At 48.5% G+C, this 25391-nt stretch carries 24 protein-coding genes; 18 read left to right on the plus strand and 6 right to left on the minus strand.

Going from position 1 to position 25391, the window contains the following annotated elements; genetic code table 11:
* The first annotated feature begins 7 nt into the window (after positions 1–7).
* From uvrB to KJS94_RS13150, 7 genes are all read left to right on the plus strand, one after another.
* Positions 8–2047 (plus strand): excinuclease ABC subunit UvrB, encoded by a 2040-nt coding sequence (uvrB, locus tag KJS94_RS13120; RefSeq protein ID WP_214447937.1) that lies wholly within the window; start codon positions 8–10, stop codon positions 2045–2047.
* A gap of 15 nt (positions 2048–2062) precedes the next feature.
* Positions 2063–2806: a ParA family protein gene (locus KJS94_RS13125; RefSeq protein ID WP_214447938.1), complete on the plus strand. Its 744-nt coding sequence runs from the start codon at positions 2063–2065 to the stop codon at positions 2804–2806.
* Between the two features lie 266 nt (positions 2807–3072).
* Positions 3073–4248 carry an ATP-binding protein gene (locus KJS94_RS13130; RefSeq protein WP_214447939.1) on the plus strand — a complete coding sequence of 392 codons (1176 nt, stop codon included), beginning with the start codon at positions 3073–3075 and terminating at the stop codon, positions 4246–4248.
* A 720-nt stretch (positions 4249–4968) separates the two neighbouring features.
* Positions 4969–7800: a DNA polymerase I gene (polA, locus tag KJS94_RS13135; RefSeq protein WP_214447940.1), complete on the plus strand. Its 2832-nt coding sequence runs from the start codon at positions 4969–4971 to the stop codon at positions 7798–7800.
* Between the two features lie 86 nt (positions 7801–7886).
* On the plus strand, positions 7887–8639 hold the full coding sequence (locus KJS94_RS13140) for a sterol desaturase family protein (RefSeq protein ID WP_214447941.1): 753 nt from the start codon (positions 7887–7889) through the stop codon (positions 8637–8639).
* A gap of 66 nt (positions 8640–8705) precedes the next feature.
* Positions 8706–9359 carry a DsbA family protein gene (locus KJS94_RS13145; RefSeq protein ID WP_214447942.1) on the plus strand — a complete coding sequence of 218 codons (654 nt, stop codon included), beginning with the start codon at positions 8706–8708 and terminating at the stop codon, positions 9357–9359.
* 5 nt (positions 9360–9364) lie between these two features.
* Positions 9365–10294 carry a 1-phosphofructokinase family hexose kinase gene (locus KJS94_RS13150; protein WP_214447943.1) on the plus strand — a complete coding sequence of 310 codons (930 nt, stop codon included), beginning with the start codon at positions 9365–9367 and terminating at the stop codon, positions 10292–10294.
* A gap of 47 nt (positions 10295–10341) precedes the next feature.
* Here the strand turns inward: KJS94_RS13150 and KJS94_RS13155 are convergent, their stop codons facing one another.
* A complete protein-coding gene (locus KJS94_RS13155; protein ID WP_214447944.1) occupies positions 10342–10731 on the minus strand; it encodes a VOC family protein in 390 nt (129 codons plus the stop codon).
* Between the two features lie 158 nt (positions 10732–10889).
* On the opposite strand from KJS94_RS13155, the gene KJS94_RS13160 reads away from it, so the two are divergent.
* Positions 10890–11456 (plus strand): DUF5606 family protein, encoded by a 567-nt coding sequence (locus KJS94_RS13160; protein WP_214447945.1) that lies wholly within the window; start codon positions 10890–10892, stop codon positions 11454–11456.
* A 92-nt stretch (positions 11457–11548) separates the two neighbouring features.
* Positions 11549–13267: a M3 family oligoendopeptidase gene (locus KJS94_RS13165; protein WP_214447946.1), complete on the plus strand. Its 1719-nt coding sequence runs from the start codon at positions 11549–11551 to the stop codon at positions 13265–13267.
* 640 nt (positions 13268–13907) lie between these two features.
* On the opposite strand, the gene KJS94_RS13170 is transcribed toward KJS94_RS13165, so the two are convergent.
* Both KJS94_RS13170 and KJS94_RS13175 read right to left on the minus strand, forming a co-directional pair.
* A complete protein-coding gene (locus KJS94_RS13170; protein ID WP_214447947.1) occupies positions 13908–14324 on the minus strand; it encodes a Fur family transcriptional regulator in 417 nt (138 codons plus the stop codon).
* A gap of 5 nt (positions 14325–14329) precedes the next feature.
* A complete protein-coding gene (locus KJS94_RS13175) occupies positions 14330–14992 on the minus strand; it encodes an SCO family protein (RefSeq protein ID WP_214447948.1) in 663 nt (220 codons plus the stop codon).
* Positions 14993–15093: 101 nt separating this feature from the next.
* Between KJS94_RS13175 and KJS94_RS13180 the strand changes: the two genes are divergently transcribed.
* From KJS94_RS13180 to KJS94_RS13205, 6 genes are all read left to right on the plus strand, one after another.
* A complete protein-coding gene (locus KJS94_RS13180; protein WP_214447949.1) occupies positions 15094–15486 on the plus strand; it encodes a MerC domain-containing protein in 393 nt (130 codons plus the stop codon).
* 67 nt (positions 15487–15553) lie between these two features.
* A complete protein-coding gene (locus KJS94_RS13185; RefSeq protein ID WP_214447950.1) occupies positions 15554–16150 on the plus strand; it encodes a NifU family protein in 597 nt (198 codons plus the stop codon).
* Positions 16151–16264: 114 nt separating this feature from the next.
* A complete protein-coding gene (gene pxpB / locus KJS94_RS13190; RefSeq protein ID WP_214447951.1) occupies positions 16265–17017 on the plus strand; it encodes a 5-oxoprolinase subunit PxpB in 753 nt (250 codons plus the stop codon).
* Positions 17004–17972 (plus strand): 5-oxoprolinase subunit C family protein, encoded by a 969-nt coding sequence (locus KJS94_RS13195; RefSeq protein WP_214447952.1) that lies wholly within the window; start codon positions 17004–17006, stop codon positions 17970–17972. Before pxpB ends, KJS94_RS13195 begins: the two co-directional genes overlap by 14 nt.
* Entirely contained in the window at positions 17969–18736 is a 768-nt protein-coding gene (gene pxpA, locus KJS94_RS13200) for a 5-oxoprolinase subunit PxpA (RefSeq protein WP_214447953.1), read from the plus strand. Before KJS94_RS13195 ends, pxpA begins: the two co-directional genes overlap by 4 nt.
* The gene (locus tag KJS94_RS13205; RefSeq protein WP_214447954.1) at positions 18714–19892 is read left to right on the plus strand and encodes an NRAMP family divalent metal transporter; all 1179 of its coding nucleotides are present in this window, start codon (positions 18714–18716) and stop codon (positions 19890–19892) included. The genes pxpA and KJS94_RS13205 overlap by 23 nt, the downstream gene beginning before the upstream one ends.
* A 38-nt stretch (positions 19893–19930) precedes the next feature.
* On the opposite strand, the gene KJS94_RS13210 is transcribed toward KJS94_RS13205, so the two are convergent.
* The 3 genes from KJS94_RS13210 to KJS94_RS13220 all read right to left on the minus strand — a co-directional run bounded on the left by KJS94_RS13210 (position 19931) and on the right by KJS94_RS13220 (position 22388).
* Positions 19931–20341 (minus strand): OsmC family protein, encoded by a 411-nt coding sequence (locus KJS94_RS13210; protein ID WP_214447955.1) that lies wholly within the window; start codon positions 20339–20341, stop codon positions 19931–19933.
* Positions 20342–20427: 86 nt separating this feature from the next.
* A complete protein-coding gene (locus KJS94_RS13215; protein ID WP_214447956.1) occupies positions 20428–21558 on the minus strand; it encodes a saccharopine dehydrogenase family protein in 1131 nt (376 codons plus the stop codon).
* 20 nt (positions 21559–21578) lie between these two features.
* Positions 21579–22388: an SDR family oxidoreductase gene (locus tag KJS94_RS13220; RefSeq protein WP_214447957.1), complete on the minus strand. Its 810-nt coding sequence runs from the start codon at positions 22386–22388 to the stop codon at positions 21579–21581.
* Positions 22389–22436: 48 nt separating this feature from the next.
* Between KJS94_RS13220 and pnuC the strand changes: the two genes are divergently transcribed.
* From pnuC to KJS94_RS13235, 3 genes are all read left to right on the plus strand, one after another.
* Positions 22437–23066 (plus strand): nicotinamide riboside transporter PnuC, encoded by a 630-nt coding sequence (gene pnuC, locus KJS94_RS13225; RefSeq protein ID WP_214447958.1) that lies wholly within the window; start codon positions 22437–22439, stop codon positions 23064–23066.
* Positions 23067–23138: 72 nt separating this feature from the next.
* Positions 23139–23684, plus strand: coding sequence for an AAA family ATPase (locus KJS94_RS13230; RefSeq protein WP_214447959.1), 546 nt, complete (start codon positions 23139–23141; stop codon positions 23682–23684).
* Between the two features lie 34 nt (positions 23685–23718).
* Positions 23719–25386 (plus strand): ArnT family glycosyltransferase, encoded by a 1668-nt coding sequence (locus KJS94_RS13235; protein ID WP_214447960.1) that lies wholly within the window; start codon positions 23719–23721, stop codon positions 25384–25386.
* Positions 25387–25391 lie beyond the last annotated feature (5 nt).

Here is a 25391-nt window from a genome sequence, read left to right on the forward strand (position 1 = left end):
TTGCACCATGCCATTTTCCATTCATGCGCCCTTCCCACCGGCCGGTGACCAGCCGGGTGCCATTCGTCAGTTGACAGAGGGTATCCGTAATGGTGAAAAACACCAGACCCTGCTTGGGGTTACAGGTAGCGGCAAGACCTTTACCATCGCCAATGTGATCCAGAATGTCCAGCGGCCTACACTGGTACTCACCCATAATAAGACACTGGTAGCCCAGCTGTATGGGGAGTTCAGGCAGTTCTTCCCGGATAATGCCGTTGGCTACTTCGTTTCCTATTATGATTACTACCAGCCGGAGGCCTATATGCCGGTTTCGGACACCTATATTGAAAAGGACCTGTCCATTAACGAAGAACTGGATAAACTCAGGCTCCAGGCAACCTCACAACTCCTGAGTGGAAGGCGGGATATCATTGTGGTGGCTTCTGTCAGCTGCATTTACGGTATGGGAAACCCGACCGAATTTGAGAACGGTATCGTTCGTATTCACGAAGGACAGACCATCTCCAGGCAGGGTTTCCTGCATGCCCTGGTCAACTCTTTGTATACCCGCACCCAGACGGACTTTGCCCGCGGTACATTCAGGGTAAAGGGGGACACTGTTGACATCAACCTACCCTATCTCGATATTGGGTATCGCATTACCTTCTTCGGCGATGATATTGAAACCATTGAAAGCTTTGACATTACCAGTGGAAAACGGATCGGGAAACTGGATAATGCGGCGATCTTCCCGGCCAACCTCTATCTGGCACCGAAAGATATGATGCAGCAGGTCCTCTACGAGATCCAGGACGAACTGGCCGCACAGGTTGACTATTTCAAGGCGCAGGGTCGTTTCATAGAAGCCCAGCGGCTCAACGAGCGCGTCAACTATGACCTTGAAATGATCCGGGAGCTGGGCTATTGCAATGGCGTGGAAAACTACTCCCGTTTCTTTGACCGCAGGCAGCCGGGGACCCGTCCCTTCTGTTTGCTGGACTATTTCCCCAAGGACTTCCTCTGTGTCATTGATGAAAGCCACCAGACCATTCCACAGGTAAGCGGAATGTACGGCGGCGACAGGAGCAGGAAACTCACCCTCGTCGACTTTGGCTTTCGCCTTCCCTCTGCCTTGGACAACCGGCCCCTGAACTTCCATGAATTTGAATCCATGCTGAACCAGGTGATCTATGTTTCAGCCACCCCGGGGGACTATGAACTGGAGCAGACCGGCGGGGTAGTAGTGGAACAGGTGGTAAGGCCAACAGGCCTCCTTGATCCCCCGATTGAAATCCGGCCCAGCTACAACCAGATCGATGACCTGCTGGGGGAAATCGACAAAAGGGTGAAAAAGGGCGACCGCGTCCTCGTAACCACCCTCACCAAACGAATGGCTGAAGAGATGGACAAATACCTGGCCCGCATCAATATCAAGTCCAAGTATATCCACAGCGAAGTAGACACCCTTGACCGGGTAGAGATCCTTCGCCAACTAAGGCTGGGAGAAATTGATGTACTGGTTGGGGTTAACCTGTTGCGGGAAGGCCTTGACCTGCCCGAGGTTTCCCTGGTCGCTATCCTCGATGCAGACAAGGAAGGTTTTCTGCGTAATGAGAAATCACTTACCCAGACCGCAGGAAGGGCCGCAAGGAATGTAGATGGCCTGGTCATCTTTTATGCAGACAGGATGACGGAAAGCATGCAAAGGACCATTGACGAAACCAACCGCCGCCGGGAAAAACAGATCGCCTTCAATAAGGAACATAATATTACCCCAAAGACAGTTAAGAAGTCCATAGAACAGGTAATGGCCCAGACCTCCGTCCTGGATATCAAGGGTTATGATGTGAAGAACCCTCATGCCGTTGCGCCGGATGAAGAACTGGTGCCGGTTGCTGCAGAGGAACAGGCGAATTACCAGACCATCCCGCAAATGGAAAAAGCCATTAACCAGACCAGGAAAGCAATGGAAAAGGCGGCCCGTGACCTTGACTTCATGGAAGCTGCCCGCCTAAGGGATGAGATGTTCAGGATGCAAAAGGAATTGGAAGAAATGAAGAAATAGATTATTTTTCATCATATGATTTCCATTGCACTCTATAACCTGAAGGGAGGTGTTGGAAAAACCGCCTCCAGTGTCAATTTTGCCTACCTGGCGGCGCAGGATGGTTACAAGGTGCTGATCTGGGACCTGGACCCCCAGGGATCCGCTTCCTTCTATTACAATGTACAACCCGGCATCAAAGCCGGAAGCTCCAAATTATTCAGCGACCAGATCAACCTTGATGAGGTGATCATGGCTACTGAATATGAGAATATCTCCATCATCCCGGCTGACCTAACCGCCCGCAACCTTGACCTGATCATGGAAGAAATGCGGACCTCCAAAAGGAGGTTCAAATCTATTCTGAAACAACTGGAAGCGGAGTACGACTTTGTCTTTATTGATGTGCCTCCCGGATTTTCGACCCTTTCAGAGAATATTTTTTATGCTGTTGACATCGTGCTGATGCCAACCATCCCCACTACGCTTTCAGTCCGGACCTACCAGATCGTAAAAGATTATTTCAAGGATAAGGAGCTGGAACTTTCCAAACTGATGTGCTTTTTTACCATGGTGGACCTCAGGAAGAATATGCACCATGAGATCATGGAAGAACTTTACAGGGACAAGAAGTTCTTTTCCAACTACATTCCTTACCTCTCCGACGTGGAAAAGATGGGCCAGCACCAGGCCCCGGTACACGCCTTTGCCCCATCCAGCTATGCCGCCCAATGCTATGCTGACCTCTGGGAAGAGATCAAAGAGGGTGTTTTAGAATAAACCTATTGATTATCAATTCACTCCATTGATGGACGGGCTGCCTCTAGATGAACCGCCCCCCTTTACCTGTGCCCTGTCCCGTCCCGGAATTAGCAAATCAGGAATCCAGAATTTTGCACTACGCATTTTTTAAAGTCTGTATGCGTTTCAACGTAGCCATTGACTGAAAAGGATTTGGGGAGAAATGATCTGCTCATATGATTCTTTTTATACGTGAATTTTTAAAATAAAAATTACTATTTTCGCTATTACTAAAATTCTTTTCTTTGATCAGGAGAAGCTCCTTACATGATACCAGTTTGCTTTTGCAGGAATTTCCAGTGCTTGTGCTATCAGGACCAAGGCAGGTTGGTAAATCTACTTTTACCAGGCAGCTATCCAGGAACCTGGTTTATCCGCCGGTATTTTTTGACCTGAGGGAAGAAAATGACCTTAGGCTCTTATCCCATGATCCGGCCTTCCTGCTGGAACAGTATGTCAACAATTGTGTCATAATCGAAGGAATTGAGCGCCTGCCTGCATTAATTCCCTCCATGGCGGAGATCATTGGACAGGATAAGCGGCCGGGAAGGTTTATCCTCACCGGGTCCGTCTCACCGGCCTGGTTGAAAAAGGCCTTGCCCCCTGAACAGGCTGGACAGTTTGCCTTTCTGGAGCTTACCCCCCTGCACTTCAGGGAGGCCCGCAATGGCAAGATCAGTATGCAGCGGCATTGGTTCAGGGGAGGCTTCCCCCTTTCCCTCACCGCTAAAAATGAAGCCAATGGACAACGTTTCCTGGTGGAACTGGTAAGGGATTATGTGGAAAAGGACCTTTCGAGGATCTCCGGGGTCAATATCTCGGAACGCGTGATGAGGAATTTCTGGCAGATGCTGGCGGCCAATAACGGGGCAGTATGGAATGCTGAAACCTATGCACGTTCCCTTGGAGTAAGCAGCCCAACCGTAAAACGTTACCTGGAGATCCTGGAAGCAGCCATGCTGGTACGGCAACTTCCCTCCTGGACCCTCAATAGCGCCAAAAGACTGGTCAAAGCCCCCAAAGTGTATATCCGCGACAGCGGTATTCTTCATGCCATGAACCGTATTGCCGGCCAGGACCAGCTTCCCATGAACATTGCAGTAGGGGCTTCCTGGGAAGGTTATGTGGTGGAGCAAATTGCTGCTGTGCTGCCCCAACACCTTAACCTCTCCTATTACCGCACCCATCATGGGGCGGAATGCGACCTGGTCCTGTCCGAAGGGAACAAACCGGTAATGGCCATCGACATTAAATTCTCCTCAAAACCAAGCCTGTCAAGGGGTTTCTATGTTGGAATGAGCGACCTGAACCTCCATCAAGGCTGGGTGATCGTACCAAAAGGCCCCCTATCAAAACCCGAGCCCTCCATCAACTGCATAGGCCTGACTGAATTCCTGGACCAGATTGAAAGCATCATATAATTGTGAATTTTTAATTTTTTATTTTAGATTTTCACGTTTTAATATTATTTATTGTGAAAAGTTTTAGCATTTCATATTATATATTTATTTAATGTTATTACTTTTTTTTAGTATTGCTAAATCCAGATTTCCGCATCAATTGAAATGATGTTTTTTGCCAATTTTCAGCTTTTTTGAATTTTGACCCTCCTGAATACGGTGATTTGATTTTTTAGCAGTTTTTACCGATTCGGATCATTTAGCATTTTTACACGAAGTTTCTTGGATTTGGGCTCTGCCTGAATTTTGGGGATTTTCAAAATTGGTACAATCCAATTTTACAGTTTTGGTATGTTGTAATGGCATTCAATCCTACCCGTCTAATTCCGGCGATTTTGAATTTTGGAAGGCTTTAAGACCCAGTTCCCGATTTTCATATCTTTTTCATGAAGGCCGGAAATTAACGGGCTGATAATTTTTCACTTCCCGGAATCAATTTTCCTGTGGACCTTTTGGACGGCTTTGATTTTCAGACACTTGTTGGGCATCAGCCAGAATTCATATTTATAACCCGGTGCTGCTTTTCGATAGCGGTAGTTTTATTCTTTTAACCAGGCCCTTCATTTCAACCATCCTTTTCTTCCTTCATGATCTTTGATACGGGAAGAGTTTTTTAGCGGAATTCATTTCCTGGTGGCTTCATTTTATATTTGACCCTTTTCAATTTCCTACCTTCGTCACATGGATAAACGCCTTTTTCTATTGGATGCTATGGCCTTGGTTTTCAGGGCTTACTATGCTTTGATCCGCAACCCGCGCATTACTTCACAGGGCAGGAATACCAATGCCCAATTCGGATTTACCAACACACTCCTGGACCTGATCAATAACCAGAAACCGACCCATATGGCGGTTTGCTTTGATACCGAAGCACCCACAGAACGCCATATCGACTTTACTGACTACAAGGCCAACCGGCAGGAAGCGCCTGAAGACCTTATCCTTGCCTTACCTGATATCAAAAGAATCATCAGGGGTTTCAATATCCCGGTGGTGGAAGTAGATGGTTATGAAGCTGATGATGTCATTGGTGCCCTTAGTAAACAAGCAGAAGCTGCTGGTTATGAGGTGTTTATGGTTACCCCGGACAAGGATTACGGTCAACTAGTATCCGATAAGGTTAAGATCTACAAGCCTGGTTACCAGGGAGGGGATGTTGAGATCCTCGGCCCTGAAGAGGTATGTAATAAATGGAATATCAAATCAGTGGACCAGGTGATCGATATGCTGGGCCTGATGGGGGACGCGGTTGACAATATCCCCGGCATACCCGGTGTAGGGGAAAAGACCGCCGCCAAACTATTGGCCGAATACGGCACCCTCGAAAACATCCTGGAAAATGCAGATCAGATCAAGGGAGCGCTCGGTGAAAAGGTAAGGAATGGTAAGGAATCGGCCATGGTTTCCAAGAAATTGGCCACCATCATCACTGCCGTCCCGGTAGAATTCCACGAAGAGGACTTCAGGCTCAAGGAGTGGAATAAGGATGCCTTAAAGGAAGTTTTCACCGAACTGGAATTCCGGACGGTTGCCAAAAGAATCCTTGGCGAAGAGATCCTGTCCCCGAATGCTACGAAATCTGCCCCACAGGGTGTCCAGACCGACCTCTTTGGTAATGCTGTCGACACCCCCGCCAGCAAATTGGCGAAGCCAGCTGAAAATGACGATTCGCAGGAAAAATTCCTGTCTGTTGATAAAAATATTGCCAATACCTCCCATCATTATGAATTGATCCAGGGTGAAGATGCCATTGAAGCCCTGGTAAGGAAACTGGCTGAAGCCCCCGAGATCTGTTTCGATACCGAAACCACCAACCTGGATGCCAATGACGCCGAACTCGTAGGCCTGAGCTTTGCTTCCAGGGCACACGAAGCCTATTATATCCCCTGTCCGGCAGACCAGGTACAAACCAAAAAGATCCTCACCCAGCTTGGTCCCCTGTTCAGTGATAAGAACAAACGCTGGATCGGCCAGAATATCAAATATGACCTGCTCGTCCTGAAATGGTATGGGGTGGAACTCGCCGGAAGTATTTTCGATACCATGTTGGCCCATTATGTAATTGAGCCCGAAGGGAAGAGGGGAATGGACCTGCTGAGTGCCAAATACCTGGGCTACGAACCCGTGCATATCGAGGAACTGATTGGTAAGAAGGGGAAGAACCAGGGCAATATGCGGGATGTGGAACTGGAAAAGATCAAGGATTACGCTGCAGAGGATGCTGATATCACCCTCCAGTTGAAGCAGGTCTTTGAACCCATGCTGAAGCAGCTGGAAGTAGAAAAGGTTTTTGAAAAAGTAGAGAACCCCCTGGTAAAAGTGCTGGCCGACATGGAGTTTGAAGGGGTAAAAGTTGATGTTGACTTCCTGAATGAATATTCTAAACAGCTGGAAAGGGATGCCAAAGCAGCAGAAGAAAGGGTATACCAGCAGGCAGGGGTCCGCTTCAACCTGGCGTCCCCCAAACAACTGGGAGAAGTCCTGTTTGAAAAGCTTCAGCTCGATCCCAAAGCTAAAAAGACAAAGACCGGCCAATATGCAACCGGGGAAGATGTTCTGCTGAAACTGGCCCAACAAAACCCGATCGTGGACGATATCCTCGCCTACAGGGAACTGACCAAGCTGAAATCCACCTACGTTGACGCGCTGCCCCAAATGATCAACCGAAAGACTGGAAGGGTACACACTTCCTATGGGCAGGCCATAGCCGTTACAGGCAGGCTATCCAGCAATAACCCTAACCTCCAGAACATACCTGTCCGGACAGAAAGGGGCAGGGAGATCAGGAAAGCATTCGTTCCACGGGATGGGCAGCATATCCTGCTTTCTGCGGACTATTCCCAGATAGAACTTAGGATTGTAGCGGCCATCAGCGGGGACAAGAATATGTGTGAGGCCTTCCGCAGTGGAAAGGATATCCATACAGCAACTGCCGCCAAAGTGTATGGTGTACCGGAGGAGGAAGTAACCAAAGAGCAGCGGTACAAGGCCAAGAGCGTGAATTTCGGCATCATCTATGGACAGGGCGCTTTCGGGCTTGCCGATAACCTGGGCATCAGCCGGACAGAAGCCAAGGAGATCATCGATAATTATAAGAAAGAGTTCAGCGGCATCACCAGCTATATGGACAATATGGTCAATTTTGCCCGTGAACGTGGGTATGTGGAGACCCTGATGGGGAGGAAGCGATGGCTCAGGGATATCAACTCGAGCAACTTTACGGTCAGGGGATTTGCAGAAAGAAACGCGATCAATTCACCGATACAGGGTACTGCTGCCGATATGATCAAACTGGCCATGGCCAGTCTCCATGCTGCGATCAAGAGGGAAAAATTAAGGAGTAAAATGATCCTGCAGGTGCATGATGAATTGGTCTTTGATGCATTGAAAGAAGAGGTGGATTCCCTCAAACCCCTGATCCTCGACTGCATGCAATCGGCTTTACCATTGCCCAATGAAGTGCCGGTCATCGCGGAGGTCGGAATGGGTGACAATTGGCTGGAAGCACATTAAACTATTGGAATGTCGGTTTAGCCCGGCATTTTTTATGACCACGATCAATTGGGGTCCTTTGTAACTTTAGGGCAATTGCATCGACTATGGATTGGCAACAGTACTTCAAAGTGGCCCAATTGATCGGGGGCAGGTATTTCATCATCGCCGGCATTGCCTTCCTGCTCGGTTATGTACTATTACGTACCAGGCTATCCCCTAAAAAGATCCAGAAAAGGTTCCCGGTCAGCAAGGACTACCTCAGGGAGATCGGCTTTTCCATCATCACCATATCCATTTTTGCTTTTGTACCCATCCTTCTGATCCGCAACCCTGTGATCGGGCCGCATACCACCTTTTACACAGATATTGAAAAATATGGCTGGCCCTATTTCTTCCTGGCCTTCCCCATCATGTTGTTCATGCACGATACCTATTTCTATTGGACACACCGGCTGATGCATCATCCCCGGCTGTTCAGGATCTTGCATCTTACCCATCATAAGTCCACGAATCCCAGTCCATGGGCGGCCTATGCCTTCCATCCGCTGGAAGCCATCGTGGAGGCTGGTATTGTGCCGGTTTTCCTCTTCACCATTCCTATTCACCAATACCACCTTCCCCTTTTCTTCCTGTTCATGATCACTTATAATGTCTATGGCCACCTGGGCTATGAGCTTTACCCCAGGGGCTTCAGCAGGCATTGGCTGGGAAAATGGATCAATACCTCCGTGAACCATAACCAGCACCACCAATACTTCAAAGGCAATTATGGCCTGTATTTCCTGATCTGGGACCGCATCATGGGAACCATCAGGAACGATTATGACCAAAGGTTCGATGAGGTAAAGGCTAAGTAAAACCAGCTGTCACAGGTCCGGATGGTCAAAGGACGCCGATCCTGCAGAATGCATTTACTTTGCAGCATGACTCCAACGCTTTATTACTGTTATGATGCCTATTGTGGCTGGTGCTATGGTTTTAGCCCTGTGATCAGCAAAATTTCTGAATTATACAGTGACCGGATGGCTTTTGAGGTTTTATCAGGGGGGATGATCCTGCCGGAAAGTCCCAGGCATATCGGTGTGATGGCCGGCTATATCAGCGAAGCCTATAAGACCGTTGAGGAAATGACTGGCGTAACCTTCGGCCAGGATTATCTCTGGCATATTTTCAACCCCGACATGAGCGATTGGTACCCGAATTCGGAAAAGCCGGCTATTGCCCTTTGCGTTTTCCGGGAATACTATCCTGACAGGCAGGTGGAATTCGCGGCCGACCTGCAGTATGCACTGCACTATGAAGGCCGGGACCTTTGCGATAATGAAGCCTATCGTCACTTATTGGAGAAATATGCGATCCCGGCAGAAGAGTTTTATGAAAAACTGAAGAGTGACACCTATAAAGAGAAGGCCTATTACGATTTTGCGCTGTGCAAGCAATTACAGGTGACCGGTTATCCCTGTGTATTGATGCAAGTAAGTGATAGCAAGTTTTACCTTCTTTCCCGCGGTTATTCCGATCTGGAGACCATGGTACAACGCATTGAAGCCGTATTGGCAGACATCAATAAAAACTGATCGTCATGATCCTGACAATTACCCCCAACCCAGCCGTTGATAAGAGCACCTCTACTGAGCAGCTCATTCCCGAGAAAAAATTGCGGTGCACAGAAATGGTGGTGGAGGCCGGCGGAGGGGGGATCAATGTCAGTAAAGCCTTGCAGGAATTGGGTGCCCCTACCCTGGCGCTTTTCACCAGCGGAGGCTTAAATGGCCAGCAATTGGAAAAAGCTGTAGCCAGGGAATCCGTTGAATACCTTACCATCCCAATTGCTGGGGAGACCAGGGAAAACCTGGTCGTGCTCGAACGCAACAGCAACAACCAGTTCCGCTTTGTTTTACCAGGCCCCACCATGCCTGCCGGACTCGTTCAGGATTTTATTGACCGCATTGAATCCTTACCAACACCGCCCGCTGTAATTGTTGGCAGCGGAAGCCTTCCTCCCGGTTGCGATGAAGGGTTTTACGCAGCACTGGCAGAATATGCAGCATCACGGGATATCCCTTGCATCATTGACTGTTCAGGGGTGCCGTTGTTGAAAGCAGCCCAAAAAGGGGTATTCCTGCTTAAACCCAACCTCAATGAACTGGCCCAGTTGGCAGGAAAAGAGAAGCTGGAAACCATTGAGGTTGCAGAAGCCGCCCGGAAGTTATTGGCAGGAAACAAATGCAAAATGGTAGTCGTTTCCATGGGCGCACAGGGGGCGATGGTCATCACGAAAGAGGGGCATCTGCAGATCCCGGCGCCAACTGTAAAAAAGCAAAGTACGGTTGGGGCAGGAGACTCCATGGTGGCCGGGATGGCTTACCAGTTATGGAAAGGTGCCGACCCCTTTACCATGGCCCGATTTGGGATCGCCTGTGGTACAGCGGCTACCATGAACCCCGGAACACAACTCTTCAATAAATATGATGTTGAAAGATTGTATCAATGGATGTTGAGCCATAAGTAGGTCCTGGGAATAACATTGCCTTCATGAAAATGGCCAGGATGTGTCGCCTATGCCCCCGCAGGCACTGAATGTAAGGCAATCCTATTGCCTTCCGAATCCTCAAAGACAGCCATAAAGCCATATTCAGGAGATATTTCTGTTTTGGGAACAAGGACCTTTCCTCCTGCACCAACTATGCGGTCTAAATACAGCTGGACATCAGGGTTTCCATTCAGGTAGATAAGGGGTCCATGACTGAGGGAAGGATGGTAGAAGCCTTCTGCCTGGCATAGTGCCCCACCGATCCCTTCCATAGGATCGTCAATAGGGAACATCCGCATTTTCAGGTTGGGCATTTCCATGGGCACCAGGCTTACCTGGAAAACAGCCTCATAAAACCTGGCAGCCCTTTCAATATCTGTAGTGGGGATCTCAAACCAGCTGATGGCATGCTTCATGTGGAAGGTTTTTAGCAATGAGTAAAAAATTGATAATCATATAAGTTAATAATTTTTCTGACCCCTCGGAAAAGGAATTGATGAACGGTGGATGGGTAAGCAGGAGCCTGCGTTTCCCATTTTCGCCTTATCTTGCACCTCCTTTACAAATTGCAGATATGGAATACAACAGAATCATTGCAGTGACCGGATTGCCGGGATTGTTTGAATTGGTCAGCAGTAAGACAGACGGTGCGATCGTTCGCTCCCTTGATGATAACACGACTAAATTTGTTTCTTCCCGGATCCACAACTTCTCCCACCTGGAGAGTATCGAGATCTACACGATCAGGGAGAACGTTAACCTGGTGGATGTTTTCCAGGCAATTGAAAAGTCAGGTGAAGCCTTACCCAATGTTAAGGATGGTGCGGCTTTGAAGGCCTTCTTCAAGAAGGTTTATGCCGATATGGACTTCGAACGGGTGTATGCCAGCGATATGAAGAAGATGGTGAAGTGGTATGAAGTCCTGAAGAAGAACAATGTGGAGATCAAACTCAGCCAGTACGCGCCTGTTGAAGAAGCAGCAGAAGTGGTTGAAGCAGCAGCCCCGGTAGTGGAAGTGGCAGAAGAAAAACCTGCAAAGGCCCCCAAGAAAAAGGCAGCCAAGAAAGACGCAGCTGAGCCTGTTGCTGAAGGTGAAGAAAAGCCTAAAAAGACAACCCGCAAGAAAAAGACGGAAGAATAATCTTTCTCATTAACTAAATTGTTCAAGCTACAGCCATCAAGCCATCAAATAATGCTTGATACCTGTAGCTTGAATCGTTTAAACAGTCCCATATGAATTTTACCGCTGATATCAAGAAAGAACCGCGCAGTTTTTTACCAGAAAGCCTGGTGATCGATAAATGGGAAACTCTTGAACCCTATTTCAAGGAGTTGCTGGAAAGGCCAATTGAATCTGTACAGGGCCTGGAAAAATGGATGAAGGATGCCAGTGAACTGGAAGCTGTAGTCAGTGAGGATGCCTGCTGGCGACAGATCAGGATGACCTGCGACACCGAGAACAAGGAATTGGAGGAAGCCTTCAACTTCTTTGTTATGGAGATCCAACCCAGGATCCAGCCCTATGCGGATAAGCTTAACCGTAAGTTGGTCGACTGTCCTTTTACCGCTTCGCTGGACCAGGAAAAATATTTTACCTATCTCCGTAGCGTTAAGAACAGCATCGCCCTTTTCAGGGAAGCCAATATCCCCCTGCAGGCCGAAATCAGTGTAATGGCCCAGCATTATGGGGTGATCAGCGGAAAAATGACGGTGAAGATCGATGATAAGGAATACACCCTTCAGCAAGCAAGCAAGTTCCTGGAAAACCCGGACAGGAAGGTCAGGGAATTGGCCTACAGACGCATCCAGGAAAGAAGGTACCAGGACAAGGATAGCCTGAATGACCTGTTCTCCCAATTGCTGGCAAAGCGCCACCAGGTAGCCTTGAATGCCGGTTTCGCCAATTACCGTGATTATAAGTTTGCCGAAATGGGACGCTTCGATTACACAAAAGAAGATTGCTTTGCATTCCATGAGGCAGTGAAAAAACATATCGTTCCATTGGTTGCCGGGATCTACCGGAAGAAAAAAACAAAGCTTGGCTTAGATACCCTTCGTCCCTGGGATACAGATGCAGAACCCGAAGGTGTTGAACCCTTAAGGCCTTTCACTAATGGGGAAGAGTTGCTCAACAAAACTGTTGATTGCCTTCGACAACTCAGGCCATTCTTTGCCGATTGCCTGCTTACTATGAAAAAAATGGGTAGGCTTGACCTCGAAAGCCGCAAGGGTAAAGCTCCCGGTGGTTATAATTGTCCACTGGCAGAAACAGGCGCCCCTTTCATTTTTATGAATGCCGCCGGACAAATGCATGATGTGACCACCATGGTTCATGAAAGCGGTCACGCTGTGCATTCCTTCCTTGCACATCCCCTACCTCTTAGCGCATTCAAGGAATATCCAATGGAAGTGGCTGAAGTAGCCAGTATGTCAATGGAATTGTTCACCATGGATTACTGGACAAGTTTCTTTTCTAAAGAAGAGGAGTTGAAAAGGGCTAAGGAGCACCAGCTGGAAAGGGTGATAACCATCTTCCCATGGATCGCTATCATAGACAAATACCAGCATTGGCTTTATGAAAACCCCGGTCATTCCCTCGAAGAAAGGGCGAAGAGATGGATGGAGATAAACGAAGAATTCTCAACTGGCGAATTAGATCTGGGTGGCCTTGAAGAATTCCGCAAATACGGCTGGCAACGCCAATTGCATCTTTTTGAAGTGCCCTTCTATTACATCGAATATGGAATTGCGCAATTGGGTGCTATTGGTATGTGGATGCAATTCAAAACGGATAAGGAGAAGGCATTGGACAATTATATGCATGCATTAAGCCTGGGTGGAACCCGGACCTTACCGGAATTGTATAAGGCGGCTGGGATCAAATTTGACCTGGGTCCTGATCGTGTGGAAGAATTGATGGGATTTGTTCAACAAGAGATGAACAGAAGTTGATTTTGGTCAAAAAAATACCCTCTTTGTGGTACATAATTTTATTGCAATTCACCCTAAATGCCCTTATATTTGTAATGGAAAACACTTAGAACAATAGATATCTCTATAAAATAGCTACTAATCAGAGCCTTAACCAAAAGTCCCGGTGTGTCTACATTGGGGCTTTATTTTTTTACTACACGATAAGAGCCTTCAGTTGGGTTATAACGAATCGATCAATATTTAGTTCGGCTTCTACCATAAATTATTTCAAAAATGCAAATTTTGGGCCATTCATTAAATCCCGAAAGAAATCTTCTTAAAACTGTTATGTATTAGGAAGATGTTTGCTGCATGGAAAGCTGCTTGGATGGATCGCCATAGAATAGCTTATTAATCCTACAGTACTAATAGAAATTTTCTCCCATCCTGGTGTATCAACAATTGACCTTTATTCCCCTTCACGCTCTCCTGCAAGGGACGCCGAAGTATTTAAGGCGATAAAAATTATTCATCCAACAGCTCAACCGATCTTTCGACTACCCATTGGTCATAAGAGACAACGAGGGGTTACGTGATGATAACGGTCTGTTGAAAATGCACAATATGTTGAAAGGGTGATGGTGGTTTGCTTAAAGCGGAAGCAGGCAACTGGCCTGGCTTACTTGCAGGTTTTGCATTTACCGCTAACCACCATCTCCACCTGCTTGATCGAATACCCTTTAGGGAGTTGAATGGATGGGATGGAGACTTCTTCCAGGCAAATGGTATTGCCACAGGAATCACAAACAAAGTGAACATGGTTATCATGGTGATGCCCTTCACTGCATTCTTCCTTGCAAAGGGCATAGCGGATACTATTATCCGAAGTAGGGATGGTGTGAATGATTCCCTTGTTCAGGAAAACCTGCAAGGTCCTGTAAACGGTCACCCGGTCAAACTTTTCATCCGTGCCTTTTTCAATGTCTGCATGAGCAAGTGCACCCTGTTGGCCAAGGAATAACTCCAGGATCTTCACCCTGCTACCGGTTACACTTAACTGGTTCCGTTTTAGGATATCATGAATGCGGTCCTGCATATGCCTTACTGGGGATTGTTATTGAATAATCCGTTCGCAAACCTCGCTCCACCTGATGTTTTTTCCTTGAGTAACTCTGGTATGTCCTTCATCAGGTCTTCCAACTCTTCCTGCTTCAATCCATCATAGATCTTCCTTACCTGGCCCTTCTTGTCTACCAGGGCAAAGAATTGCGTATGGATGAATTGGTCTTCTATTTTCTCATTGTTATTCTTCGGGTCATCCAGCAGGTAACTTACACGGGCCACATGGTAGAGACTGTCCTTCCTGCCGGTAAGGAAATACCAGTTGCCGCCATTCACACCCAATGAATCTGCATATGTCTTCATCCTGCCCACCGAATCGGTTTCCGGATCCACACTGTGGGAAAGTATGGCAAAGCCCTTTTCATTCCTGTATTTCTCATATACCTTCTTCATGTTGGTATTCATTTTTGGACAGATCCCCTTACAGGTCGTAAAGAAATACTCGGCAACGTAAACCTTTCCTTCAATCGTCCTTTCCGTTACTTCCCGACCTTCCTGATCGAGGAAATGAAAGGGTTGTACCCTGCTGAGAACCGGCAATTTCACTTCAGTAAAACCCGGCAAGGCACGGTTCATGGCATATACAAACCCAAAAAACAGGACCACAAAAAACAACAGGTAGTAGATCGCTTTCTTGCTCATAACATACAAAGTTACGCTCACCAATATGAATTGGTGGCTTTCTGTTAAAAAGAAGAAAGATTTTGCAACAAAGTTGCATCTACCTATTTTTGCAGTCCTCCATGAATTTTAAGATCAATTGGGACGCTTTAGGAATTGCCGCATCATTAGCCTGTGCTATCCACTGCGCGATCCTGCCATTAATCATGACGAGCCTGCCGGTATTCGGTATCAATATCATTGACAATATGTCCTTTGAATACCTGATGATCCTGCTGGCCTTCCTGATCGGTGTCAATGCCCTATCCCATGGATACCGGAAGCACCATCACCAGATCCTGCCCATCCTGATCTTTGTTTTTGGAATTATATTGCTGATAGCCAAGCAATTATGGCATGAATGGCAATTGTATTTCCTAGTGCCCGCAGTAGCCGCGGTCGTATTTGCCCATTTCTATAACTATCGCCTCTGCAGGAAAGCCAACCACTGCCACGCCAGTGACTGTAATCACTAAGTTTTCCCGATTTCACAAACTTTGGGCACGGTCATTTGTTATTTTTGTACGTAAACGTTGTTGTATTATGATCAAGACTGGAAATCCTGTAATCAGTATCTATACGGAAATGACTCCGAACCCGGAAACGATGAAGTTCGTTGCCAACAAACTGCTGTATCCCGGTAAGAGCATTGACCTGCCCGATATGGAAAGCGCAAAACCTTCACCGCTCGCTGTGGAGTTGTTTGGCTTCCCCTTTATCAAGAGCGTATTCATCGCCTCTAATTTCGTGACCCTCACCAAGACCTCCGATGCAGAATGGAATGATGTGATCCCGACCATCCGCCAGTTCCTGAAGGAGTACCTGGAAGAAGGCAAGGCTGTGGTGAACGAAGAGGAATTGGCCCAGATCAAACCAGCCAGCTCTAATGAAGTAACCGCCGACGACGATGATATCGTGAAGCGCATCAAGGAATTGCTGGAGAACTATGTTAAACCAGCCGTTGAAATGGATGGTGGCGCTATCCAGTTCAAAAGTTATAATGATGGCGTGGTCAACCTGATGCTGCAGGGAAGCTGCAGTGGTTGCCCATCCAGCATGATCACCCTGAAAGCGGGTATCGAAGGCATGATGAAGCGCATGATCCCTGAAGTGAAGGAAGTAGTGGCTGAAGCTGAATAATTCAAATCATTCATTTAGAAAGGCTGCCCTTTGGGGTGGCCTTTTTTATTTCCGGACTTCCTATTCCCTGTTTGTGCAGTATCTTGTAAGGGAAGGAATCAAGGCACAATAGCTATGAACCTACTAGACCCGGAGGATCACCTGCACCAACTTCCCGCTATCCGCATCTATCCCGTTGCTGAGCATGCCATCACCATCAGTATTGGCGAAGGTTACAACAGGGAAAGGCATCGCCTGCTGCTTTACCTCGCAGCTCAACTGGGATCTGCTGCCCTACCCGGCCTCCTGGACCTCAGTATCGCTTATAATAGCCTGACCGTTTTCTTTGATCCTATCCGCCTTTTGAAGGAACCGCATACAACTCCGGTTCAAAAAATGACCAGGATGCTGCAGGGGATATGGGATAACCTGGAGGCAGGACAATTCCAACCGGAAGGCAGGCACCACATCATTCCCGTCTGTTATGATGGCGGCTACGGCCCAGACCTGGAGCCAATAGCTAAAACCCATTCCATGGATAGCGAAAGCCTGATCAAGATATTTGAATCGGAGACCTACTATGTCTATATGGTAGGTTTCAGCCCCGGTTTCCCCTACATGGGAACCGTTCCCGACCAGATCGCCTCTCCCCGTAAGGCCAGTCCCGCTTTGAGGGTTGCGCCAGGCTCAGTAGGCATAGCCGGCAACCAAACGGGAATCTATCCACAGGCCACCCCTGGCGGATGGCAGATCATTGGCAGGACCCCACTGAAAATATTTGATGCTGATGCCAGGGATTGCTGCCTTTTCAAACCTGGTGATACGGTGAGTTTTAGCCGGATCGATTCCGCAACCTTTAAATACCTGAACCAGTATGAAGATGCTTAAATGCGGGATCGCCTCTATCCAGGACCACGGTCGGTATGGTTACCGCAATCTCGGGATCAACACGGGAGGCCCGATGGACCAGGCAGCCTATCGCCTGGGCAATATGCTGGTAGCCAATGTGCCGGGAACGGCTGCTGTTGAACTGGCCACCGGTGAATTCCTGGGACAGGCAAATTTTCGCTTATTGGTTGCCGTTAGCGGTCTCGGATACCATGTCCGGGTCAATGAAAAGACATCCCCCTGCTGGCGACCCATCGTGCTCGAGGAAGGGGACCTGCTCCATGTCATCCCGGAGAAGGGCGGTTATGCCTATATCTGCATTCATGGAGGGATCAGGACCCAGGAATGGCTGGGATCGCGGTCTCTGCATCCTGCCTGCAGGAAAGGTGGCATCAACGGGGACTTATTGAAGAAAGGCGATACCCTTCCTTTGACAAGGTTCCTTGAAGAACAGGCTGCAAGGATGGTGGACCAGCTCAGAACCAAGCCCGCCTTTCGCCTGTCGAACTCGGTTATACCCGATTACGATAGCCCCACCATCAGGGTATTTGCAGGTCCGGAGTGGGATTGGTTTGACGATGATGCCAAAGCGCAATTCCTAAACCGTCCTTTTAAACTGACCCCAATGGTCAGCAGGATGGGCTTTCGCCTTTCCGGAAACCCCATCAATAAGTCTGTAAGCCGGGAAATGATATCCAGCGCGGTTGTTCCAGGAACCATACAGGTGAGTGGCGACGGCCAGCTCCTGGTCCTCATGGCGGATGCCCAAACCACCGGGGGATACCCAAGGATCGCCGGCGTTTCTGCTGTTGACCTGCCCATTCTGGCAGCCATGCAACCGGGCAATTCCGCTAATTTTAAGATGATCCCTTTCCAGGAAGCAGAACAGTTGCTATTGGAAAGGGAGCGGTTATTTAATCAAATTGAAAAGGACCTCAGGTTACTGCATTCATGAACAGGATTACGATCGATATCAACTGCGATATGGGCGAAGGCACTGGCAACGATGCCATATTGATGCCTTTGATCAGTTCTGCCAATATTGCCTGTGGCTTCCATGCAGGCGACCCTGAAACCATGAGGCATACCGTGCAGTTGGCAAAAAAATACCATGTGGCCATTGGCGCCCATCCCTCCTTTTTTGACAGGGAACATTTTGGAAGAAGGAAAATGGATATTGCCCCTGAAAAGATCTATGCACTCGTGATCTACCAGGTCGGCGCATTGGCAACGATCTGTAAGGCCGAAGGCGCCCGGCTGCGCCATGTAAAACCACATGGTGCTTTGTACAACCAATCCGCTTCCGACCCCGGTATCGCCAGGGCCATTGCATCTGCTGTCAGGGACTGTGACCGCGACCTTGTACTTTTCGGCCTGGCAGGCAGCAAACTGGTGGAAGCCGGACGGGCCATGGGTTTAACAGTTGCTGAGGAAGCTTTTGCAGACCGAAGCTATTCCAGGGATGGAAGCCTTACGCCCCGCACCCAGGCCAATGCGCTCATCAATAGTTCCAAAAAAGCAACAGCCCAGGTACTGGATATTATCCGGGAAGGGAAAGTAATGGCCACTGATGGATCAACTGTAAGCCTGCATGCAGATACCATCTGCATCCATGGGGATGGCCAGCATGCGGTTGATTTTGCCAGGGCCATACAGGAAACACTGCGTACCCATTCCATAACCATCCAGTCACCCCATGCAGCAAAACCCCAGGTTTAATAGGCAAACGTTCTGGAGTGCCGCCTTCCTGATGGCCACCTCTGCCATTGGGCCAGGTTTTCTTACCCAGACTACCGTTTTTACGGAACAGCTATTGGCCAGCTTTGGTTTTGTCATCCTGCTATCTATCCTTTTGGACATCGGCGTACAACTCAATATCTGGAGGATCATTTCTGCAGCCAACAAACCCGCCCAGGAAATTGCCAATGCTGTGATCCCAGGCATGGGAGGATTTCTTGCCGCATTGATCATCTTCGGCGGCCTCGCCTTTAATATCGGCAATATCGCAGGGGCTGGACTTGGGCTGGAAGTTTTAACAGGAATGGACAACCGAATTGGTGCCGGATTGAGTGCTTTGATCGCCATAGCCCTGCTGATCGGCAAGAATGGTAATAAAGCCATGGACCATTTTGTAAAGGCCCTGGGGGTCCTGATGATCGTCCTGACAATATATGTGGTATTCCAATCTGATCCACCTGTTGGGGAAGCTGTTTACCGCTCCTTCCTTCCGGTCAGGACCGATTGGACCGCTGTGATCACCATTGTTGGCGGCACTGTGGGTGGTTATATCTGTTTCGCAGGTGCGCACAGGTTGTTGGATGCCGGTGTAACCGGACAGGCATCCATGAAGGAGGTATCAGGTGGGGCGATCAGGGGCATCCTTACGGCATCTGCCATGCGCGTACTATTATTCCTTGCCGCACTGGGGGTAGTAGCCAAAGGCATCAGGCTAGATGCTGCCAATCCAGCTGCAGATGTATTCAGGCAGGCAGCAGGTAATCTGGGGTTTCGCGTATTCGGTTTGGTCATGTGGAGTGCTGCCATCACTTCTGTAATCGGCTCTGCCTACACTTCTATTTCCTTTATCCGGTCTGAAAGACCCTTCTTCAGGAAATACCAACCCGTGCTGACGGGAATATTCATCCTCGTTTCCACAGGTATTTATCTATGGGTGGGGAAACCGGTCAGCCTGCTGATCTGGGCAGGAACCATCAATGGATTCATCTTGCCGGTTTCATTGGTGATACTGCTGGCGGCAACATTTAAGACGCCTATCATGAACCATTATCAACACCCGAAATGGTTGACCATTTCGGGGTTGATCATAGCACTGCTCATGGCAGCCATGGCCATAAGGGTATTGTTCAATCAATAATTAGGAAAGACCATGCGAATAGCTGGTCATGGCCCTTATCAAAGAAGCGTAACTTCAGAACTGATGGCTGTATTCAACAGCTTTGAGATCGGACAATTTTCTTCTGCATCCTTCACACAGGCATCCAGCTGCACCTTGCTGATACCCGGAACCTTTGCTTTCAGGATCAGGTGTGACTTGGTCACCGCACCATTTTCGAAGGTAATTTCGCACCTGGTCTCCAATGTGTCAGGGGTAAATCCTGCTGCGCCTAATACAAAGCTCAGCTTCATGGTGAAACATCCGGCATGGGCGGCAGCAACCAGTTCTTCAGGATTGGTGCCTACTCCGTTCTCAAAACGGGAGCTGAAGGAATACTGGGTCTGGTTCAACACGGTGCTTTGGGTGGTAAGGTGTCCATTACCTTCTTTTCCCGAACCGTTCCATACTGCGGTTGCATTGCGGATCATAGTATAAATTTTATTGGTTAATTAATTCAGGTGGCCGGATGGTAAAGATATACCATTGAAGCCTCTGCACTCCATTCCACTGGCAATTAGCCATTCAGGTCCTTCTGCCAGTTTATCTTTCTTTCCCTGAGGTAGTCCAGTACAAAGTCAAAACAGGCTTTGTCCTTTCCAACCAGTTCCGGCGGGAATACCCCTTTTGCCTTGAACAAACCTTTTGCCACTAATTCTACTGCAGCTGTACAGGTATAACCGGTAGTCCTGGACATCGAGGAAATGCCGCTGACCGGGTCATAACGGTCAAGCAGGTCATAGGTCACCCTTACCGGTTTCCCATCTTTCTCACCATCAACGATCACCCGCATCACGGTAAACTCTTCTTCATCCGGACCCAGTTTCCATTCCTTGAAAAGGATCTTGGATGAGAAGTCAATGGGCCTGATGGAATGGCCATCCACCTCCACCGGCTCATGGCCAAAGAAGCCGCTCTGCTGCAGGGCGAGGATCAGGTCAACATGGCCAGGGTAGCGAAGGGTTTGTTCCTTCTGGTTGGGAACATGGGGCATGGTGTGGAGCAAACTCCGCAATCCATCGGTGTTGAAGGCCTCTAATGTGCCGATCCCTTCGAAGTTCATGTAATTCCTTTCGGAAAGGGCCGGCTTCACCACAATATGTCCGTTCTCCTTTAACCTGGCCGGACGGGTATATTCCTCGATCACATCCACCGGGGAAAAAGGAGCTTTGTATTCGAAAGGTTTCTTACGCACTTTGGGAAGACCGCCTACATAGATCTCAAATGCATTCACCTTTATCTCTTCATTATAGCGGCCAATAATGAAATTACTCATGCCAGGCGCCACACCACAATCGGTGATAGCGGTAACATTCTTTTTCACCGCCAGCTCATGGAGCTGCAGGGCATCTTCGGGAAAAAAGGAAATATCCACCACATCCTTACCGGCATCAATTACTGCTTCTAGGGCCCTGTATCCCATGAACCCGGGAACAGCCGTTACCACCAGGTCAAATGGCTGCAACCAATCGGTATAAAGGTTGAACTGCCCAAGATCAGCCACCCGGGTGTGGATAGAGGCATTCCGGGCACGCAATACCTGCAAGGGCGCTTCATGGAGATCGAATGAGGTTACCTGGTGCCTTTCAGCGAGATCAAGCGCAATGGCGCGTCCAACCATTCCGGAACCTAATACTGCTATATTCATGTTCTTGTTTTAATCGGTTATTAATTACGGCCCCTGAAGGTATCCATTGATTTATAGATACCCAGCCATTTTCCTACGATCAGGTCATACCAGCGCTGCGGAAGGATTCCCCTGAATAACGGTAACGCATAAACGATACCTGGCATCCTTACAAAGATCTTGTTCCGCTCAATGCCTTTAATGATCTTCCTTACGGCCACATCCTGCTCAACGATGGGGATGAAGGGTGATTGCACCCCGCTGAACATTCCTGTGTTAATATAAAATGGCGTTACGGTAGTTACATGCAGGTCGGGGGAAATGCCTTCCAGTTCAAGCCTTAAGGATTCGCTCCACCCTATCACCGCCCATTTGCTGGCAACATAAATGCTCATGCGAAGATTAGGGCTCATTCCCGCAGCGGAGGCAATGTTCACCACATGCCCGCGGCGGTTCCTGATCATGCCCGGAACAAATTCCAGCGCAATATGCATCAGGGCATCGGTATTGATACTCATGGTAAAATCGATATCCCTGTGGGTATGCTCATGGAAGGGCTTACCAATGATGACACCGGCATTATTGATAAGGATATCTATCCCTCCAAACTGCTCCCTGGCCCTTGCTGCTGCCGATTGGATGGAGTCAACACTGGAAACATCGACCTTATCCGTATGGATGCGCTTGCCTTGCTGCGCCATTTCAACAGCAAGTTTTTCCATTCCAGCCTCATCAATATCCCAAATGATAACATTGGAGGCACCCTTTTCCAGGCATGAAATGGCCATGCCCTTTCCAATACCGGAGGCACCACCGGTTATCAATACCGTGCTATTGGCGATAAGACTCATAGAAAGAATTTACGGCAATCTAAAAATTCCGCTGCATTTTTACGAATCATGGGAGAAATCTGGCATCAATTCATCACCGGACTACAGCAAACCAGTTTGCTGGAGTTCATAGCTGTCTTGGCAGGAATTGCCAGTGTCTGGTTCAGCAGGAAGGAGAATATCCTCGTTTACCCGGTCGGCCTGATCAATACCACTACCTATGTCTACCTTAGCCTGAAGGGGCATTTGTTTGGTGAAGCCAGTGTGAACCTTTACTATACCATCATGAGTATCTACGGCTGGATACTGTGGGCCAGGAAGGACGAGCACCATGAGACCGTCTTACATATCACCCATTCCAATAAAAAGGAATGGCTCCGGCAACTGGCATTCTTTGCGGGATTCTATCTTGCCCTTTACCTGGCACTGAATTACCTCAAACAGAATTTCGCCCCCGAGGCCATTCCCTGGGCTGATGCCTTTGCCAGTGCAACAGCCTATACCGGCATGTGGCTGATGGCGCGCAAAAAGGTGGAGAGCTGGTACTGGTGGATCGCAACCAATATCGCATCCATTCCCTTGTATTTCACCAAAGGCTATGTCTTCACCAGCTTTCAATACCTCGTCCTGCTCATCCTGGCCATAGCAGGCTTGTTGGAATGGAACAAAAAATCCATTTCAAGGTCTGGAAGGAATTGAACGTACCATGACACTCTTATAGGCCAATTTCATCAACTTTGCTAAGAACCCATTGAATTCTACTGGTCGATCATGTTAAAAAAGGTTGTCATCATAGGACCTGAATCTACCGGCAAAAGCACCTTGTGCAGCCAGCTGGCCACACATTTTAATTCCCAGTGGTGTCCGGAGTACGCGCGGCAATACCTCCTGGAAAATGGAAAGGAGTACAGCTTTGAAGACCTGCTCGGCATTGCGAAGGGGCAGCTGGAATTGGAAGATACCTATAGCAGGGACCTGAAAGCCCACCGCCTGGAAAAGCCAACGCCCCTTTTCATTGATACCGATATGTATGTAATGAAGGTATGGTGTGAATTCGTTTTCGGCAAATGCCACCCATTTATCCTTGAGCAGATCGTTGAACGCAAATACGACCTCTATCTCCTTTGCAATACTGACCTTCCATGGGTTGAAGATGAACTGCGGGAATACCCCGACCTGGAATCCCGTCAAAGGCTTTTCCATATGTACAAGGACATTCTTGTTAACCAGTCCACCCCCTGGGTAGAGATCGGTGGCAGGAGTGAGGAACGCCTTGCCACCGCAATTGCGGCCGTGCAGGAATATGTACTCGCCTAAAATGGGGTACTTTTACTTTTATTAGCATAACGATATGGCATACCTGAAAAACCTGCTGAATCGCTACCCGGTTCAGGCCTTCTTTATAGTATGGCTATTGGTAAACCTCATCCAGGCCGGTGGGACCGAATTGCTGGATGACGAAGCCTATTATTGGGTCTATAGCCATTACCTGGATTGGGGGTATTTTGACCACCCGCCCATGATCGCCATCCTGGTCAAGATCGGTTATGCCATCTTCCACAATGAACTGGGGGTACGCCTTTTCATGGCCTTGATGAACACGGCAACCCTCTACCTCGTCTATCGTTTACTTCCCGAAAAAGATAACAGGCTTTTCTATGCCATTGCTGGTTCCATGGCGGTATTGCAGATCGGGGGCATCCTTGCGGTTCCCGATATTCCGCTCACCTTTTTTACTGCACTGTTCTTCTGGCAATACAAAAGGTTCCTGCACAATTCCAACCTGTTCCATTCCCTTTTACTGGGACTGGTAATGGCGCTCATGCTCTATTCCAAGTACCATGGGGTGTTGATCATCCTGCTGACCCTTGCCAGTAACCCCAAACTCTTCCGCCAGTGGCAGGCCTATCTTGCAGCCTTATTCGGCGCTGCGTTGTTCCTGCCACACCTCATCTGGCAATATAACCATGGCTTCCCTTCTGTCCAGTATCACCTGATGGAGCGAAATGCCCCTGCTTACCGGTTTTCTTTTACCAGTGAATACCTGCTTGGACAGGTCCTGCTGGCCGGGCCATTGATCGGATGGCTGTTGTTATGGGCCGCAGCCAAATACAAGAGCAAGGATCCCCTGACCAGGGCCCTAAAATTTAGTATGGTCGGCTTTTACCTGTTTTTCCTCCTCAGCACCCTGAAAGGAAGGGTCGAAGCCAACTGGACCGTTCCGGCATTAGTGCCCCTTATCATTTTATCGCATAGCTACCTCTCCGGCCATCAACAAGCCGCCAGCTGGGTGTACAGGCTGCTCACGCCAACGCTAATCCTTATCCTTATAGCTCGTGTTTACCTGCTTACTGATATCAAACCGCTTACCGCCAGGTTCAAGGATGAAATGCACCACAACAGGTCATGGGCATCTTCCATCAAAGCAAGCTCTGGTGGCCTTCCGGTGATCTTCCTGAACAGTTACCAGCGACCTTCCAAATATTGGTTCTATACCGGTGATACGAGTTACTCGCTCAATACTACCATGTACCGAAGGAACAATTACAATTTCTGGCCGGTTGAAGCCACCTTACAGGGAAGGACAGTGTATGCAGTGGATTTCATTTTTGGCAGGGAAGATAACCACACCCGTATACCTACAGCTAAGGTTGAAACCTTTGGTAAGCGAATCGATTCCTTCTATGCCAACTCATCCATTCGACTACTGCCTTCCAACAGGAAGTTCCTGGTAAAGGAAGGCATCATAGAACCATTTGACCTCGACATAAAGCAAAATGACCCACAGCCATCAATGGCCCCACCTGCCCAGGCCATGGTATTTGATATCTATAAGGGCGACTCCCTGATGTCAAGGTCTGCCGTTCAACTAAAAGCCAATGGGAATAAATGGCAGGCATCACCAGAAGGTAAGATCAGCCTTCCTGCCGGAAAGTATAAGGCCAAACTGGGACTGGCTACCTGGCATCCCAAACTATACAGCCAGAACAGCCCGGCCATGGACCTGTTGGCAGAATAGGCCAC

The organism is Flavihumibacter rivuli (assembly GCF_018595685.2).
In the GTDB taxonomy this organism is placed as follows: domain Bacteria; phylum Bacteroidota; class Bacteroidia; order Chitinophagales; family Chitinophagaceae; genus Flavihumibacter; species Flavihumibacter rivuli.